The organism is Sphingomonas lacusdianchii (genome assembly GCF_022664395.1).
GTDB classification, from domain to species: Bacteria; Pseudomonadota; Alphaproteobacteria; order Sphingomonadales; family Sphingomonadaceae; genus Sphingomonas; species Sphingomonas lacusdianchii.
The window spans coordinates 398,015-413,068 of sequence record NZ_JAKRET010000002.1; the positions used below are offsets into that span (position 1 = coordinate 398,015).

General features: G+C 65.3%; 9 protein-coding genes. 3 read left to right on the forward strand and 6 right to left on the reverse strand.

Annotation, left to right across the window (positions count from 1 at the left end; all coding sequences use genetic code 11):
• Window positions 1-3: 3 nt before the first annotated feature.
• A complete protein-coding gene (locus MF607_RS04585) occupies window positions 4-1,500 on the reverse strand; it encodes a lipopolysaccharide biosynthesis protein (RefSeq protein ID WP_242116372.1) in 1,497 nt (498 codons plus the stop codon).
• 60 nt (window positions 1,501-1,560) lie between these two features.
• Window positions 1,561-2,400, reverse strand: coding sequence for a glycosyltransferase family 2 protein (locus tag MF607_RS04590; protein WP_277925703.1), 840 nt, complete (start codon window positions 2,398-2,400; stop codon window positions 1,561-1,563).
• 265 nt (window positions 2,401-2,665) lie between these two features.
• On the opposite strand from MF607_RS04590, the gene MF607_RS04595 reads away from it, so the two are divergent.
• Window positions 2,666-3,577, forward strand: coding sequence for a hypothetical protein (locus MF607_RS04595; RefSeq protein WP_242116374.1), 912 nt, complete (start codon window positions 2,666-2,668; stop codon window positions 3,575-3,577).
• A gap of 14 nt (window positions 3,578-3,591) precedes the next feature.
• The gene (locus MF607_RS04600; protein WP_242116375.1) at window positions 3,592-4,797 is read left to right on the forward strand and encodes a glycosyltransferase; all 1,206 of its coding nucleotides are present in this window, start codon (window positions 3,592-3,594) and stop codon (window positions 4,795-4,797) included.
• Between the two features lies 1 nt (window position 4,798).
• On the opposite strand, the gene MF607_RS04605 is transcribed toward MF607_RS04600, so the two are convergent.
• The 3 genes from MF607_RS04605 to MF607_RS04615 form a co-directional block, all read right to left on the reverse strand.
• A complete protein-coding gene (locus MF607_RS04605; RefSeq protein ID WP_242116377.1) occupies window positions 4,799-6,256 on the reverse strand; it encodes a tryptophan halogenase family protein in 1,458 nt (485 codons plus the stop codon).
• Window positions 6,253-7,749 (reverse strand): tryptophan halogenase family protein, encoded by a 1,497-nt coding sequence (locus MF607_RS04610; RefSeq protein WP_242116379.1) that lies wholly within the window; start codon window positions 7,747-7,749, stop codon window positions 6,253-6,255. Before MF607_RS04610 ends, MF607_RS04605 begins: the two co-directional genes overlap by 4 nt.
• A 75-nt stretch (window positions 7,750-7,824) precedes the next feature.
• Window positions 7,825-10,719 carry a TonB-dependent receptor gene (locus tag MF607_RS04615; RefSeq protein WP_242116382.1) on the reverse strand — a complete coding sequence of 965 codons (2,895 nt, stop codon included), beginning with the start codon at window positions 10,717-10,719 and terminating at the stop codon, window positions 7,825-7,827.
• 216 nt (window positions 10,720-10,935) lie between these two features.
• Between MF607_RS04615 and MF607_RS04620 the strand changes: the two genes are divergently transcribed.
• Window positions 10,936-12,639, forward strand: a complete 1,704-nt coding sequence (locus MF607_RS04620) for a glycoside hydrolase family 13 protein (protein ID WP_242116385.1) — start codon at window positions 10,936-10,938, stop codon at window positions 12,637-12,639.
• A gap of 3 nt (window positions 12,640-12,642) precedes the next feature.
• Here the strand turns inward: MF607_RS04620 and MF607_RS04625 are convergent, their stop codons facing one another.
• Window positions 12,643-14,970 carry a bifunctional diguanylate cyclase/phosphodiesterase gene (locus MF607_RS04625; RefSeq protein WP_242116389.1) on the reverse strand — a complete coding sequence of 776 codons (2,328 nt, stop codon included), beginning with the start codon at window positions 14,968-14,970 and terminating at the stop codon, window positions 12,643-12,645.
• Window positions 14,971-15,054 lie beyond the last annotated feature (84 nt).

A 15,054-nucleotide genomic window follows, 5' to 3' on the forward strand; every position in this document is an offset into this window, starting at 1 on the left:
TCCTTATTTCACCGCGAACCGCCGCAGTCCGGTCAGCGTCACGATCTTCGCCAGCCCGATCGCATCGAACAGATCGATTAGCGCGATGCGCGTCGTCCGTACGATCAGGCCGAACAGCAACGTGCATACGCCAGCCACCGCGAAGCCGACGATCGAGGTGATCGCATCGGACCATAGCATCTGGTGCGACACCAGCACACCGGCACCCGCGCCGATCGCGGCGACGATGCCGAGCAACAGCCCCGGCAACCCCGCACGAAGCTGGTCGAGCGCGCTGACCGGCCCCTTGCGGCCCGAGGCGAAGACGCGGACGAACGCCATCGCGATCGACGCCGCACTGAACCCGATCGCGGCGCCGGCGATGTCGAACTGCACGCCGATCAGGATGGCGACGATGCGCACGATCATGTCGACCACGCCCAGCGTCCGCAGCTCGCCAGACCGGTTCTGCGAAATGAACAGGTCGCCCGCCGCATAGCCGAACCCGACCGCCGCCAGCGACGGCGACAGCAACGCGAGGACGAGGCCGGCATCATGCCAGCGATCGCCCAGCAACGTGCGGACCAGCGGCAGCGCGACGATGCACAGGGCGGCCGATGCCGGGATCAGGAAGGTGCAGAGCCTGCGGACGAGGCCGATATAGGCGCTGCGATATTCGTCGGGATGCGGCCGCATCCGCGCGAGGAAGGGCAGGGTTGCCTGTGCGATCGGCTGCACGATGTTCAACGTCGGGATCTGGAACAGCGCCTGCGCGCGGTTGAACTGGCCGAGCGGCGCGGCACCGAGAAAGCGGCCGATGATGATCGGCGCGGCATTGCCCGCCGCGAACAGCGCCAGCGAATAGATCGACGTGTTCGCACCGAACGCCAGCAATTCGCGCAAATTGTCGGGTTTGGCCGGACGGTCGGGCTTCCACCGGTTGCTGCCGACATACATGATCGCGCCGCTGACGAGCTGTGCGACGTTGCCCAGCACGATCGCCCACACGTTGCGGTAGAGATAGGCCAGCACCAGCGTCGACAGGAAACCGATGAACAGCGATGCCGAATCGATCAGCGCCAGCCGCTTGAACTGCAGGTTGCGCGACAGCATCGCCTTGTACTGCGATGCGATGCCGCTGAACAAAAACCCGACCAGCGAGGCGAGGATGGTCCACACGATGATCGGCTGGCCATAGAAATCGGCGATCCATGGCGATGCGATGCCGATCGCCAGCGTCAGCAGCACGGTCGTCGACGAATTGAACCAGAAGACGAAGCTCATCTCCGCCTGGCTGATGCTGCCCTTGCGCATCAACGCGTTGGTCATGCCGAAATCGCGCAGCGTGACCGCGAATGCCAGCATGATGAGCGACATGTTCGCCAGACCATAGTCTTTCGGCGACACCAGCCGGGCGATGGTGAACGTCGATACCAGCGAGATGATCAGCGTGAAGGCACGCCGCGCCAGCAAGGCTTTCGGCCCGACCTGCGCCCGGCGTTTGGCTTCAGCGATATCCACCTGTCAGTCTCACTTTCATCATAATCTGGTTGCGCGATCCGAAGCAGGATCGCGGCTGCGTCAGCGGCGCAGGATGCGCTTCGCATAGCGAAGCGGGCCGTGCGCGCGGATCAACTGCACGCTGAGTTTCAGCTTTTCGAACCGGCTCTTGGTATGGATGCGACGAATGCCCAGCATCGTCGTTTCCAGATCGCGCCAGACCACACGCGACATGCGTTTGCCATGCCGGTCGAGGAAGAAGCCGATCCCCGCGGCACGGCGCAGTGATGGCGTGGCGATGCGGTCGCCCGGATGGAACCGCCATTCGGCCAGCGGTTCGGGATCGACCCCATAGGTGACGCCGGCATCGAGTAGCCGAACGAAGAAGTCCCAGTCGTTGAACACGGTCACTGCCGGGTCGAACCCGCCGACCCGGAAATAGGCGTCCCGGTCGATCACGAAATTGCTGCCGGTCATCGACCCGTTCTGGCGCAACGCGGTGTCGGGGGTCAGCCCGGTCAGCTGCGCGCGCGGCGTGACGGTGTGTTCGTCCTCGTGGTGCAGCAGTCCGCCCAGCGCGAGCTCGACCCGCTGTTGCTCGGCCAATCCGACCAACCGTTCGAGAAAGGGCGGGTGCCACAGATCGTCATCGTCAAGAAAGCCGATCCAGCGGCCGGTCGCGGCCTCCGCCCCCTTGTTGCGCGAATGGCACACGCCGCCTGCTTCGTTCGCAATATACCGCACTGCAAAAGGAAGCCGAGCGTCCGCTTCGGCCACGACCGCCTGTGTCGCCGGGTCGTTCGCATCGTCGACCACCAGCAACTCGATCGGCTGCAATGTCTGCGCGGCGACACTGGCGATCGACTCGCGCAAGAGATGGGAACGCAAGTGCGTAGGTATCACGACGGAAACAGCTTGCATGGCCGTTCGCCTAGCCTACCACGCATCGCAGCGAAAGGGTTTTACTGCGGATGGCCGCGACGGCTTCTCCAACGGATCGGTCGCCCTGCCGCATTTCGCTATATTCCTGCCGGCGTCTTGCCTGTACCAAGCGGCCACTTGGAAACGGCTTGGCTTCGGGTCACGCTTGCGCCATGAGTTCGCACTTGCAGCATGGCTGTAGGGTCGATCCATTCCGCGCCGGGGGCTTGGTGCGGTATGGATGTATTGAGGGAGGTGTTCGATCATGGGTGTGGCTGGATCGAACGAGCGGCTTGCCATTTTGATGATCGCGATCGGCGCACGGCCATGGTCGCGCGCGACGTCCGAATTGTTCCGCGATTACGCGAACAAGTGCGGCGCGACGTTCATTCTCCAGACCGAGGAACCTTCGGAAGCGGACTTTCCGCTGCCTGCCATGCCCGACAGCCCCGGCCGCGCGCACAAGCGCGTCTATGCGTTGAAGGCGTTCCTGCCATGGCGGCTGCTGGCGCAGGAGGGCTATGACCGGGTTCTGGTCGTCGACGATTCCTGCTGCGTAAAGCACGACGCCCCCAATGTGTTCGATTTCATCGAGCCCGGCGCGGTCGGCCTGACCGAGACCAGCCATGCCCATGCCGAGTTGAGCTTCAAGGAAATCCGCAAATATCTGAAGGCGCGTGGCGAACCGGAGATTCCGTACAATCCCGAGCATTATATGAATTCGGGCGTCATGCTCTATACGCGCGGCATGGCGGACGCGATCTCGCCCGAACGCATCCTCGCCGCACGCGAAATGCTGTTCGCGGCCTATCCGCACCAGACGCTGACCTATTATCTGCTCAACAGTGCGAAGGTACCGCTGACGATCCTGCCAAAGGCGTTCAATCGCCTGCCGGCATCGACGCTGCCGCCGGGCGAATGGACCAACATGACCGACGCGACGCCTTATCTGCGCGAGGACGACGACACGTACATCTATCACGTCACCGGCGCGTTCAAACGGCGCGAGGTGCTGATCCCGTCGCTGGCGCTGCATCTGCTGGCCCGGACCGACCCGGAGCGCGCGCGGGCGGTGGCCGCGACCATGCCGCCACCTAGCGAGGTCGCGCCGGCCCCGGTCGCGCCACCGAGTATCGCCCGCCGCATCGCGCGCAAGCTGCGCTCGCTGGTCCGATAGGGAAGCCTCCGTCAGTGCGTATCGCCTTCTTCCTGGCCGCCTATCCGGTCCTGTCGGAAACCTTCGTGATCCGGCAGATTCGCGGCATGATCGAGCTCGGTCATGACGTGACCGTCGTGACCGGGAAATATCATCCCGAGGTGGCGGACCCGTTGGCGGGGAAGGTCCGGTTGCGCGCGATCCGCACCGCGCGCGATCCGCATCGCTCGATCCCGTCGCGTATCGCACACGGTGCGGCGGCGATGCTGGGCAGCCGGTTTCGCGGCACGCTGCTGCGCGCGATCCGGGCGGCGAAGGGCGGCTATACCGCGCCGCTGGCCGATTTGGCGGGCACGATCGGCCGGCATCTCGGCAGCTATGACGCGATCATCGCCCATTTCGGCCCGCCGGGCGTGCGTGCCGAATTCCTGCGATCGGCCGGGGTCATCGACGGCCCGATCGCGACGATCTTCCACGGGCTGGATATTACCGAGATCGCGCTCATCAAACAGATGAAGCCCTTCTACCAGCAATTGTTCGCGCGGACCGAACGGCTGCTGCCGATCAGCAATTTGTGGCGCGAACGGCTGATGGGCTGGGGCGCCGAAGACCGCAAGATCACCGTGCTGCGGATGGGCGTCGATATCGACGAGGCTGCGGTGCCGGCGTTCGATGCGCCGATCCAGTCGCCGCTGCGCGTGCTGAGCGTCGCGCGGCTGGTCGAGAAGAAGGGCATCGCCTACGCCATCGACGGCGTCGCCAAGGCGAAGGCGGACATTCGCTATCAGGTGATCGGGACCGGCCCGCTCGAACAGGAATTGCACGCTGCGGCGCAGCCGTCGGGCGATGCGATCGCGTTCCTTGGACCGCAGCCGCACAGCCGCGTGTTCGCCGAACTGGAACGGTCGGATGTGTTCCTGCTCCCCTCGGTCACCGCCGCCAATGGCGATATGGAAGGAATTCCGGTGTCGCTGATGGAGGCGATGGCGAATGGCGTCCTCGTCCTCGCCACGCGGCACAGCGGCATCCCCGAACTGATCGAGGACGGCGTGTGCGGGTTGCTGGTCGACGAGCGCAACGGCGACGGCATCGCGGCGGCGCTCGATCGGATCGCGGCGGGCGAGGTCGATGCGGTAAAGCTGCGTCAGGCGGCGTTCGCGAAGGTCGTGGACGAATATAATAACCGCAAGCTCGACCGGCAGCTGGAAGCGGTCGTTGCCGAGATGAAGGCGGGTCGCTGAGTCAGGCGGGCGAGAAGTTCAGGGCACACCCGTCGAGAAACGCACCGATGTTCCGCGCGGCGTAGAAGTCCATATCGTCGCGCGGCGCCTCGCTTACCGGCGGGAAGGCGCCATAGCCGGCGAGCAGGCAATGCCATGACAGGTTGCCGAAATGGCTGCGCTGTCCCTGCCGCGCCAGTTCCTCGGCCACGTCGCCGCGCCGGAACCAGCGGTCGAGAATGTGCAGCAGCGGATCGGACAGCGCCTCGTTCGCCGCATTCGCGCGCCAATAGTCGCTGTCGGTGCGGGTGTTCAGCTTGTAATGTGCGACGATGTAGTCGCGCACGCCGTCCATCCGTTCGGCGGCGACGGCGTTGAACGCGGCGCGGTGCCGGTCGGTGCAGCCGCCCTCGCGATAATGGCGGATGAACTGTTCGACGGTGCCGAGCACCAGATGCAGCGCGGTCGCCTCCAGCGGTTCGATGAACCCCTGCGACAGCCCGACCGCGACGCAATTGCGCTCCCACTGCCGCGCGACCCGTCCGACGCGGAAGGTGAGGTGGCGTGCCTCGACCGCGTCGCCGACGCCCAACGTCCGGCGCAGTTCGGTCTCCGCGGCGTCGGGCGACTGGAAATCACGGGCATAGACATAGCCGTTGCCGATGCGGTGCCGCAGCGGGATCGACCAGCACCAGCCGTTCGATAGCGCGGTGGCGACGGTCTCGACCGGCGGGCGGCCTGCCATCTCGGTCGGCAAAACGACGGCGGCGTCGTTGAACAGATTGTCCTTGAAGCTGGCGAACGGCACGCCGAGCGTCCGTTCGATCAGCAGGCCGTGGAAGCCACTGCAATCGACGAAGATGTCGCCGCCAATGGCTTCGCCCCGGTCGGTCACCAGCGCGGCGATGTCGCCATTCTCCGCGCGGCGAACCTCCGTCACCTTGGCCGGACGATGGACGACGCCGCGCGCGACGGCCAGTTCGCGCAGATACTGGCCAAGCAGCCCGGCATCGAAATGATAGCCATATTCGATGCGAAACGGGAAGTTGGGCGGCGCGGCGGGGGCAAGGCCCTTGGCCGACAGCATGCCGTTGAGCAGGAAATCGTCGGGCCGCACCGGCACGTCATGCCCCAGCCGCCGGTTGCGGCAGTTGAGGACGAACGCTTCCTCGGTATGCACGTCGATCTGCGTCGTGAACGGGTGGCGATAATCGCGCCACGGCGCGGCGGGGCTCCAGTCGACGAAGCGGATGCCGGCCTTGTACGTTGCGCCACAGCGCGGCATCCAGTCGGCTTCGTCCGCGCCGATGATCTCGAAGAAGCGTTTCAGCGAAGGCGTCGATCCTTCGCCGACGCCGATCGTGCCGATCTCGGGCGATTCGACGACGGTGATGCTCGCATCGGGCCATGCGCGTTCGAGCAGATGCGCGGTGATCCACCCGGCGGTGCCGCCGCCCAGAATGACGAAGCGTCGGCTCACGCCGCCATCCCACCGAAGCCGCGCAGCCAGCGGTCGTGGCTCGGCATGTTCGGCACCGGCTCGCGCTTCATCGCCGCCAGCTGCCGCAGTTGTTCGGCCAGTTCGGTATCGGTCGGACCATCGGCCAGCGGATGATAATCGCGCGGCTCGATACCCTGGCCCATCAGCACCTGCACCCAGGACGGTTCCATGAAGATGTCAAGCGGATCCTGCGTCAGCGTGCCGGTCGCGCGGAACAGCGCGATCTTGTCGGCCAGCCGGTCGGGCAGGGCCATGGTACGGACATGGCGCCAGAAGTCGGAATCGTCGCGGCTGGTCGCATGGTAATGGAGGATGATGAAGTCGCGCACCGTTTCGAACTCGATCCGCGACTGGCGATTATACTCGGCGATCTGCCGGGCGTCGAAGCCGGCATGGGGAAACAGGTGCAGCAGCCGGACGATCGCCGACTGGATCAGATAGATGCTGGTTGATTCGAGCGGTTCGAGGAACCCGCTCGACAGGCCGATCGCAACGACATTGTGGTCCCATTGCCGCCGGGCGCGACCGGTGCGGAACGGGATGATGCGGGGATCGGCAAGTACTTCACCGTCGAGGTTGCCGAGCAGGAGATCGGCGGCCTGTTCGTCGGTCAGGTGGCGGCTGCTATAGACCAGGCCGTTGCCGACCCGGTGCTGCAACGGGATGCGCCATTGCCACCCGGCGCTGCGCGCGGTCGAGCGGGTATAGGGCGGCGTCTCGTCATGCCGCGCGGTCGGCACCGCCATGGCGCGGTCGCACGGCAGCCAATGGCCCCAATCCTCATAGCCGACATTCAGTTGCCGCTGGATCAGCAGGCCACGCGCGCCCGAACAATCGATGAAGAGATCGCCGACGACGTCGCGCCCGCCGCGCAGCGTCAGCGACGTGACGTTGCCGGTCTTGCCGTCGCGCGCGACCTGTTCGACCAGCCCTTCGATCCGCTCGACCCCGCGCGCTTCGCTGTAACGGCGCAGATACTGGCCATAGAGCGCTGAATCGAAATGATAGGCATAGGGCAGATGCCAGAGCGGGTCGTCGACCTGGATCTTGGCGAATTTGCCCTCGCGCGCGCACAGATAATTGAGGTCGTAGTCCCAATAGTCGCCGGCGATGCCGGCACGCTTCGCGCGGTTCCAATAATGGTGGAACGAACAGAAGGCGGTGTTGCGTCCCGCCGCGCCGAAGCTGTGGTAATAGGATTGGCCGATCGCGCCCCAATCGTCGAAGCGGATGGCCAGTTTGATGCTGCCGCGCGTTTCGCGCAGGAATTCGGCTTCATCGATGCCCAGCACCGCGTTGACGTGCTGGATCGGCGGGATGGTCGCTTCGCCGACGCCGATGATGCCGATTTCGTCGGATTCGATCAGCGCGATCGTCACCTGCGGGCCGATGACCTTCGCGATCAGCGCTGCCGCCATCCAGCCCGCCGTCCCGCCACCGACGATGACGACCCTGTTGATCGCAGCGGCCATGCGCCTCTCCCGTTCGTGCCGGCACGACCTATCCCCGCCGGCCGCTGCCGGCGAGGATATTGTCATGACCCGTGCTTAAAAGATGGCGTAGGTCAGGTTCGCCATGAAGTTGCGGCCGAACTGTTCGTTACGCAGGAACAGGCCCGTCTGCGAGTCGCGATAGGTGTCGCGTTCGTTGGTCAGGTTCATCGCCTGCAACGAGATGCGCAGCCCTTCGAGATAGCGGATACCCGACCCGGCGAAGTCATAGCCGATCTGCGCATCGATTAGCGTCTGTCCGGCGCGGTTGAGCGGGGCGATGGTGTTGCTGCCGCCGCGATCCTCCGACAGCCAGCTCGACCGGTTGTTCGCCGACACGCGCGCCGAGAAGCCGTATTTCTCGAAATAGGCCGTGCCCTGGAACACCCGCGCCGACAGACCCGGAATGTCGCTGCCATTGTCGAGCTGGCCGTCGGTCAGCGCCGCCGATCCGGTGATGCCGAACCCGTCGAGCGCGCCGGTCAGCAGCCGCAGCGGGACCGATGCCTGTAGCTCGACGCCCTTCACGTCACCCTTCAGCCCGCCGGTATAGGTCGTGTCGACGCCGAGGAAGGTGGCGGGGGTGAAGACCGTCTGGCCATCACTGCTGACCGCGCGGTGATAACCGGGGATGTAGAATTCGGTGTAGTCGCGGATCGTGCTGTTCTGCACGTTCCAGTTGGTCAGCTTCTTGTAGAAGGTCGATGCCGACACGAAGCCGTCGCTGGCGAAGTAATATTCGTAGCTCAGATCGGCCTGATTGGCTTCGTACGGACGCAGCCGCGCATTGCCGCCGGTCGACAGCCACGGCCCGCGTTCGGGATCGGTGCTGGTCACTTCCGCGACGTTGTTGCGGAATTTGACCGAGGAACCGGGGTTCAGGAAGTCGATGCGCGGCCGGCTGACGACCTTCGACGCGGCGAAGCGGAGCGTGTGGCCGTTACCGAGGTCGAAGTTGACGTTCATGCTCGGCAGGATGCGGGTATATTTGGCCCCGTCGGAGATCGGCGTCGCCTGTACCCGCAGGTTGGACGCGACCAGCGAGGTGAAGCCGGTGCCGCGCTGATCGGTAATCAGGCCCTGCACGCCGACATTGCCGAAGATGCGGGCGAAGTCGGTCTGGACTTCGAAATCGGCCTTGATCGAGGGTTGCCAGACCTTTTCCCGGATCGAGTAGGTGTCGCCCAGACGATCGGGTTCGAGCGACCCTGCATCCCAGCGGCGATAGAAGCTGCTGTTGATGAGACCCAGCGCATCATAGGCGACGACGTTGCCGAGCCCTGCCCAGCTGAGATCGGCGACGCCGCGACGGGCGTCCTCGGGGACCGGGCCGTCCGAGGGATAGGTTTCGGCGGTCAGGAAGAAGCCCCGGTTCGTCTTCGACTTTTCATGATCGGAATAGCGCAGCGCTACGTTGATCGACTTCAGGAAGCTGTCGTCGAAGCGATAGGTCGCCTCGATCCGCGCCGAGTTCAGATATTCGTCGAACAGCGCCGAGTTGACGAAGCCGTCCTGTGCCTGCGCAAAGCCGATGCCGGCGGCACGCGCGGCCGGGGTGTCGAGTTCGGTGATCGGCGCGAGGCTGCCGCCCCACGACTGCGGCCCGGCCAGCTTCACCGCGGCGTAATTGTCGAACGACTGGCTGTTGTTCGCGAACATCAACCCGCGATCGGTATAGGTCCATTCGCGGATCGTGTTCGGCCCCTGGGTGCTCAGACCGGCGCGGCCGAGACCCGAATAGCTTTCGCCCCGGGTATCGTTCTTGCTGCTGGTGGAGCGCGATAGATCGAGCTTCAGGTCGAGATTGTCGGTCGCGGCATATTCGAAGTTGCCGCCGATCACGAACAACTCGCCCTGCTTGTCGAGCGGATCGCTGCGCAGCACCGAATTGAAGCCGGTGGTGCGGGCCGAAGTGACCAGATCGCCATCGGCGCTCAGCACGCCGCTGCCGTCGGGTGCGACCGCCAACTGTTCGATGAAGCCGCGCGAGATGCCGGTGTCGGCAAAGTCGATATACAGGGCATCGACCGTGGCGGTGAACTTGTCGTCGGGCCGCCACTGCACCACGCCGGCCAGCGTATTGCGCTTCAGGACACGCGAGCGGGCCGCCGCTTCATAGCCCGATACGACCTGCTTGCCGGCATTCGGCCCGGACGCGATGGCGCCGTCGTCATAGCCCCACACGCTGGAAAACTCGTTCTGGACCGGCGACGACGTCGTGGCGGCGGTCAGCGCAACGCCGATCGTGTCGTTGGCGAACTTGTCGCTGTACGACAAGGCGAAGCGATAGCCGCGGTTGCTGAAATCCGGGTTGCGCGACGGCTGGCCATTTTGTTCGAAGCTGCCGTTCGCAATCAGCGCGCGCTTGCGCTCCAGCGGGCGGACGGTGCGGATGTCGACGGTACCGCCGACGCCCATCGCGGTCAGCGCGGCATCGGGCGTCTTGTAGACGACGGCGGCGCTGACGATTTCGGCGGGGTAGAGGTCATATTCGACGCCACGATTGTCGCCGATGCCGATCAGCTCGCGCCCGTTCAGCGTGGTGCCGACGAAATCCTCGCGAAAGCCGCGGACCGAGATGCCGCTGATACGGCCCGACCGGCGTTCGCCCGCCAGACCGGCGAGACGACCGAGCGAATCCGCGACGCTCGACTGCGGCAGCTTGCCGATGTCTTCGGCCGACACCGCTTCGACGACCGAGCTGTTGTTACGCTTGAGCGACTGCGCACGCTCGAGGCTGGCGCGAAGGCCGGTGACGACGATGTCTTCGGATGGCGCTTCGTCGGTTACCGGTGCGGTGTCGCGCTGGTCGCCGACCGGGGGCTGTGTCACCGGGGCGGCGGGGTCGACCGGGGGCACGACCGTGGTGCCCGCGGTCTGGGCCGACGCGGACGCCGCCGCCAGCAGCGCGAGCGCGGCCGTCGAGCAAGCGAGCTTGTGCCGTGAAGTCATGGTGTATCCCCTCCTGAAGTCTTTTTATGCGGTCTTGTGCCGTGGCGACTTCCCGCGTTCCCGTCGGGATATGCAATACCACAATCGTTTGCAAATGATTGTTTACGCATACGTATTCGTAAGCTACGGCGTTGTCGCCAATGCATCGCACCGGTAACGTCGGCGATATAAATCGATTGCACCGCAAAGGTGATCGGGATGTGGAGAGGGACTGCTATGCGTAATAGCATCTTTATTGCGACGTTGCTTGCCGCGACTGTTCTCCCGGCGGCGGGCGCATTGGCGCAGGACCAGGCCACTGTGTCCCGTTCGACCGCGACGACCGCATCGCCGGCCGCGCCATGGTGGCAGCATGCAACGATCTACGAAATCTACCCGCGAAGTTTTCAGGACAGCAACGGGGACGGGATCGGCGACCTGCGCGGCATCACGTCGCGGCTGGATTACCTCGCGTCGCTGGGCCTCGATGCGATCTGGATCACGCCGTTCTTCAAATCGCCCAATGCCGATTTCGGTTATGACGTGTCGGATTACACCGCGATCGATCCGCAATATGGCACCATGGCCGATTGGGACAATCTGGTCGCCGAGGCACGCAAGCGCGGCATCCGCGTGCTGGTCGATCTGGTCGTCAACCACAGCTCGGCCGAACATGCGTGGTTCAAGGAATCACGCAGTTCCCGCACCAATGCCAAGGCCGACTGGTATGTCTGGCGCGATGGCACGCCGGACCAGCCGCCGACCAACTGGAAATCGATCTTCGGCGGGCCGAGCTGGACGTGGGATCCGACCCGCAGGCAATGGTACTACCATATCTTCCTGTCGCAACAGCCCGATCTGAACTGGGCCAATCCGCAGTTGAAGCAGGCGATGTTCGACGTCGTCCGCTTCTGGCTGGACCATGGCGCATCGGGCTTCCGCCTCGACGCGACGCCGTATCTGTTCGAGGACAGCAACTGGCCGCCGGATCCGAACCCCGACGCCGACCCGGTGTGGCTGAAACCCTATAATTCCCAGCTACCCGGCACCAACCAGGTGCTGCGCGAGATGCGCAAGGTCGTCGATTCCTATCCGGGCGACCCGATCCTGCTCGGTGAATCCTCGACCCGTTCGATCGAACAGCTCCGCGCGGTCTATGGCAAGGACAAGGACGAAATCCACCTGCCGATGAACTTCCTCGTCGGCAACATCACCAAACTGGACGCGGCCGAACTGAAGCGCCGCTATGACGAGGCGGCGACCAGGCTCGACGGGCTGACCCCGGTCGAATTCTTCAGCAACCACGACCAGTCGCGCCAGTGGAGCGAGTTCGGCGACGGCGTGAACAACGATCGCATCGCCAAGCTGTCGGCGGCGCTGACCCTGCTCAATCCCGGCGTCGCGCTGCTTTATTACGGCGAAGAGATCGGCATGGGCGATGCCGACAAGGCGACGCTGGCGCAGACGCCGATCGGGCCGAAACGCCCGCGCACCGACGATCGCGATCGCGCGCGGACCCCGATGCAATGGAGCGCCGATCCGCAGGCGGGCTTCACCACCGGCACCCCATGGCTGCCGGTCGCGCAAGGCTATCGCACGCACAATGTCGCGGCGGAGGAACGCGACGCCGCGTCGCTGCTCAACTGGTATCGCAGCCTGACGAAACTGCGCCGGACCGATCCGACCTTCCGCACCGGCCGCTACATTCCGCTCGACAGCGGCGACCCGGCGGTCTTCGCCTTTGCCCGCGCCAATCCCGATGGCAGCGGCGCGCTGGTGCTGACCAATATCAGCGCGACGGCCCGTACCGTCGCGCCGGCCGGCTGGCCCGGTGCCGTCCCGCAATTCGGCGAACGCAGCTGCGCGTCGGGGGCGGGGCAGGGTGGCATGACGCTGGCGCCATGGGATAGCTGCATCGTCCGCTTCCGCAGCGCGCGATAGCCGTCAGGCGCGCCGCGCCTCGCGACGCGCCGGGCGGGTGTCGATCACCGCGCCCGGCCGCCCGAACAGATAGCCCTGTGCCAGCGTGCATCCCTCTTCCTGCAACATCGCGCGTTGCGCCTCGTTCTCGACGCCTTCGCCCACCACCGGCAGGTTCAGCCCCTTGCCCAGCCCGGCGATGGCGCGGACGATCGAGCGCGCCGCCTCGTCCTCGTGCATTGCGGACACGAAGCTGCGGTCGATCTTGAGCTTGTCGAACGGAAAGGTACGCAGGTTGCTGAGCGACGAATAGCCGGTCCCGAAATCGTCCATCGCGATCCGCACGCCCAGCGAACGAATGTCGCGCAGGATGCCGAGCGATACCTCCCGGTCGCGCAGCAGCGCCGATTCGGTGATCTCCAGTTCGAGCCGCGTCGGGTCCAGCCCGCTGTCATGCAGCGCCGTGCGCACCAGTTCGGGCAGCGTCGGCACGCGCAGCTGCACCGGCGACACGTTGACCGCGACCGTCAGGTGCGGTGCCCAGCCGGCGGCATCGCGGCATGCCTCGAACAACACCCATTCGCCGATCGCCATGATCGTGCCGGCTTCCTCGGCGACCGGGATGAACAGCGACGGCGGGACCGGGCCGCGTTCGGGATGTTGCCAGCGCAGCAGCGCCTCATAGCCGACGATCGCGCCGTTCGCGGTCGCGACCAGCGGCTGATACACCAGCCGCAGCTGGTTGCGGCAGATCGCATGGCGCAGATCATGTTCGAGGCTGCGCCGCTCGCGGGCATCGCGGTCCATCGCCGCGTCGAAGAAGGAGGCGGTGCCGCGCCCGTCCTGCTTCGCCCGGTACAGCGCGACATCGGCATTGTGGCGCAGCGTTTCGGGATCGCTGCCGTCCTGCGGATAGGTGACGACGCCAAGGCTGCACCCGACCGCCATCGGGTCGCGCGCCGAATCCATCTCGGCGGCAAAGCCGGCGAGGATCCGTCCCGTCAGGCGACGGCTGTCGTCGGCCGACTCGATATCGCGTTGCAGGACGACGAATTCGTCGCCGCCGACCCGCGCAACCAGGTCGCGCGCGCTAACCGACTGGTCGAGGATACGCGCGACCCGGATCAGGATATCGTCGCCCGCGGCATGGCCGAACAGGTCGTTGACCGCCTTGAACCGGTCGAGATCAACCGCGATCAGCCCGAACGGCGCGTCCGACCGTACCGCCTCCAGCAGCGCGATGTCGAAGGCGGCACGGTTGACTAGTCCGGTCAGCGGATCGTGCGACGCGAGATGCTCGATCGCGCGCTGCGCCCGCGCCGTTTCGGTCAGGTCGCGGATCGCGATCACCGTCGCCGCCCGCGCCTGATATTCGATCTCGCGCGACGCGAGTTCGATCCGCTGATCCTCGACCGCGCTGTTCCGGATGCCGACGCAAAGGCGTTCCCCCGGTTCGAACGCGAGCGCCCGACCGGCCGGCGGATCGAACCACGTCGCCGGATCGGTCCCGATCAGCCGACCGCGATCGATGTCGAGCAATGCGCATGCCCGCTCATTGGCTTCCAGTATCGTTCCGTCGCGGACAATCAACAGGCCCTCCGACGTCGCATCGGCAAGGCCGCGCAGGTCGGTGAGGAACCGGTCGACCACCGTCGCCGCCGCCGTCAACCCGATCAGCAGGAACGTCACCGCCGCGACCCATTCCGACAGTTCCATATGGCTGTGGTTCATGCCCGGCATCGCTGTCATCGGGGCACGGACCGTCACCGAAGCCATTGCGACGAAGTGGATCGTTCCCGTCGCGACGACCATGGCGAGTGCGGGCAGGGCGCGGCGGATATGTCCCTTGCCCCGGCAAAGGCCGCCAAAGGCGCTCGCCAGCAGCAGCCAGCCGAACAGCGCGGCAACCGCGATCGGGCGATAGTCGGTCTCGATCCTGACCGGCTCGGCGATCGCTGCCATGCCGGTCAGGTGCATGCCGATGATACCGACGGTCGCGATCGCGGCACCCGCCGCGACGCCCGACCGGCGCTGGGCACGCCGCAGCAGCGCGAACGCCGCACCGAAGCAGGCGATCGCGATCATCGCCGACAGGGCGGTGAGCATCCGTTCGAATTGCAGATGCGCCGCGCTGCGAAATCCGATCATCGAGATGAAGTGTGTCGACCACACACCGACGCCGGCGGTCACCGAGGCTGATGCCAACCACAACCGTCGACGCGCGACCATGCATTCGAACGACCGCCGCAACTGCTCGAATGCCGACAATGCGCTGACGACACAAACCAGGATGGCGAGCAAGAGCACTCGTTGGTCGTGATGCGTCACGATGCAGTCGAAGATATGGTACATTCGGCGAAAATCCCGACCGCCACAGTTGCGTTGCGTTACAGGTCGCACGGAATGCGTTAAGTGACAGTATACGGCACCATTTGC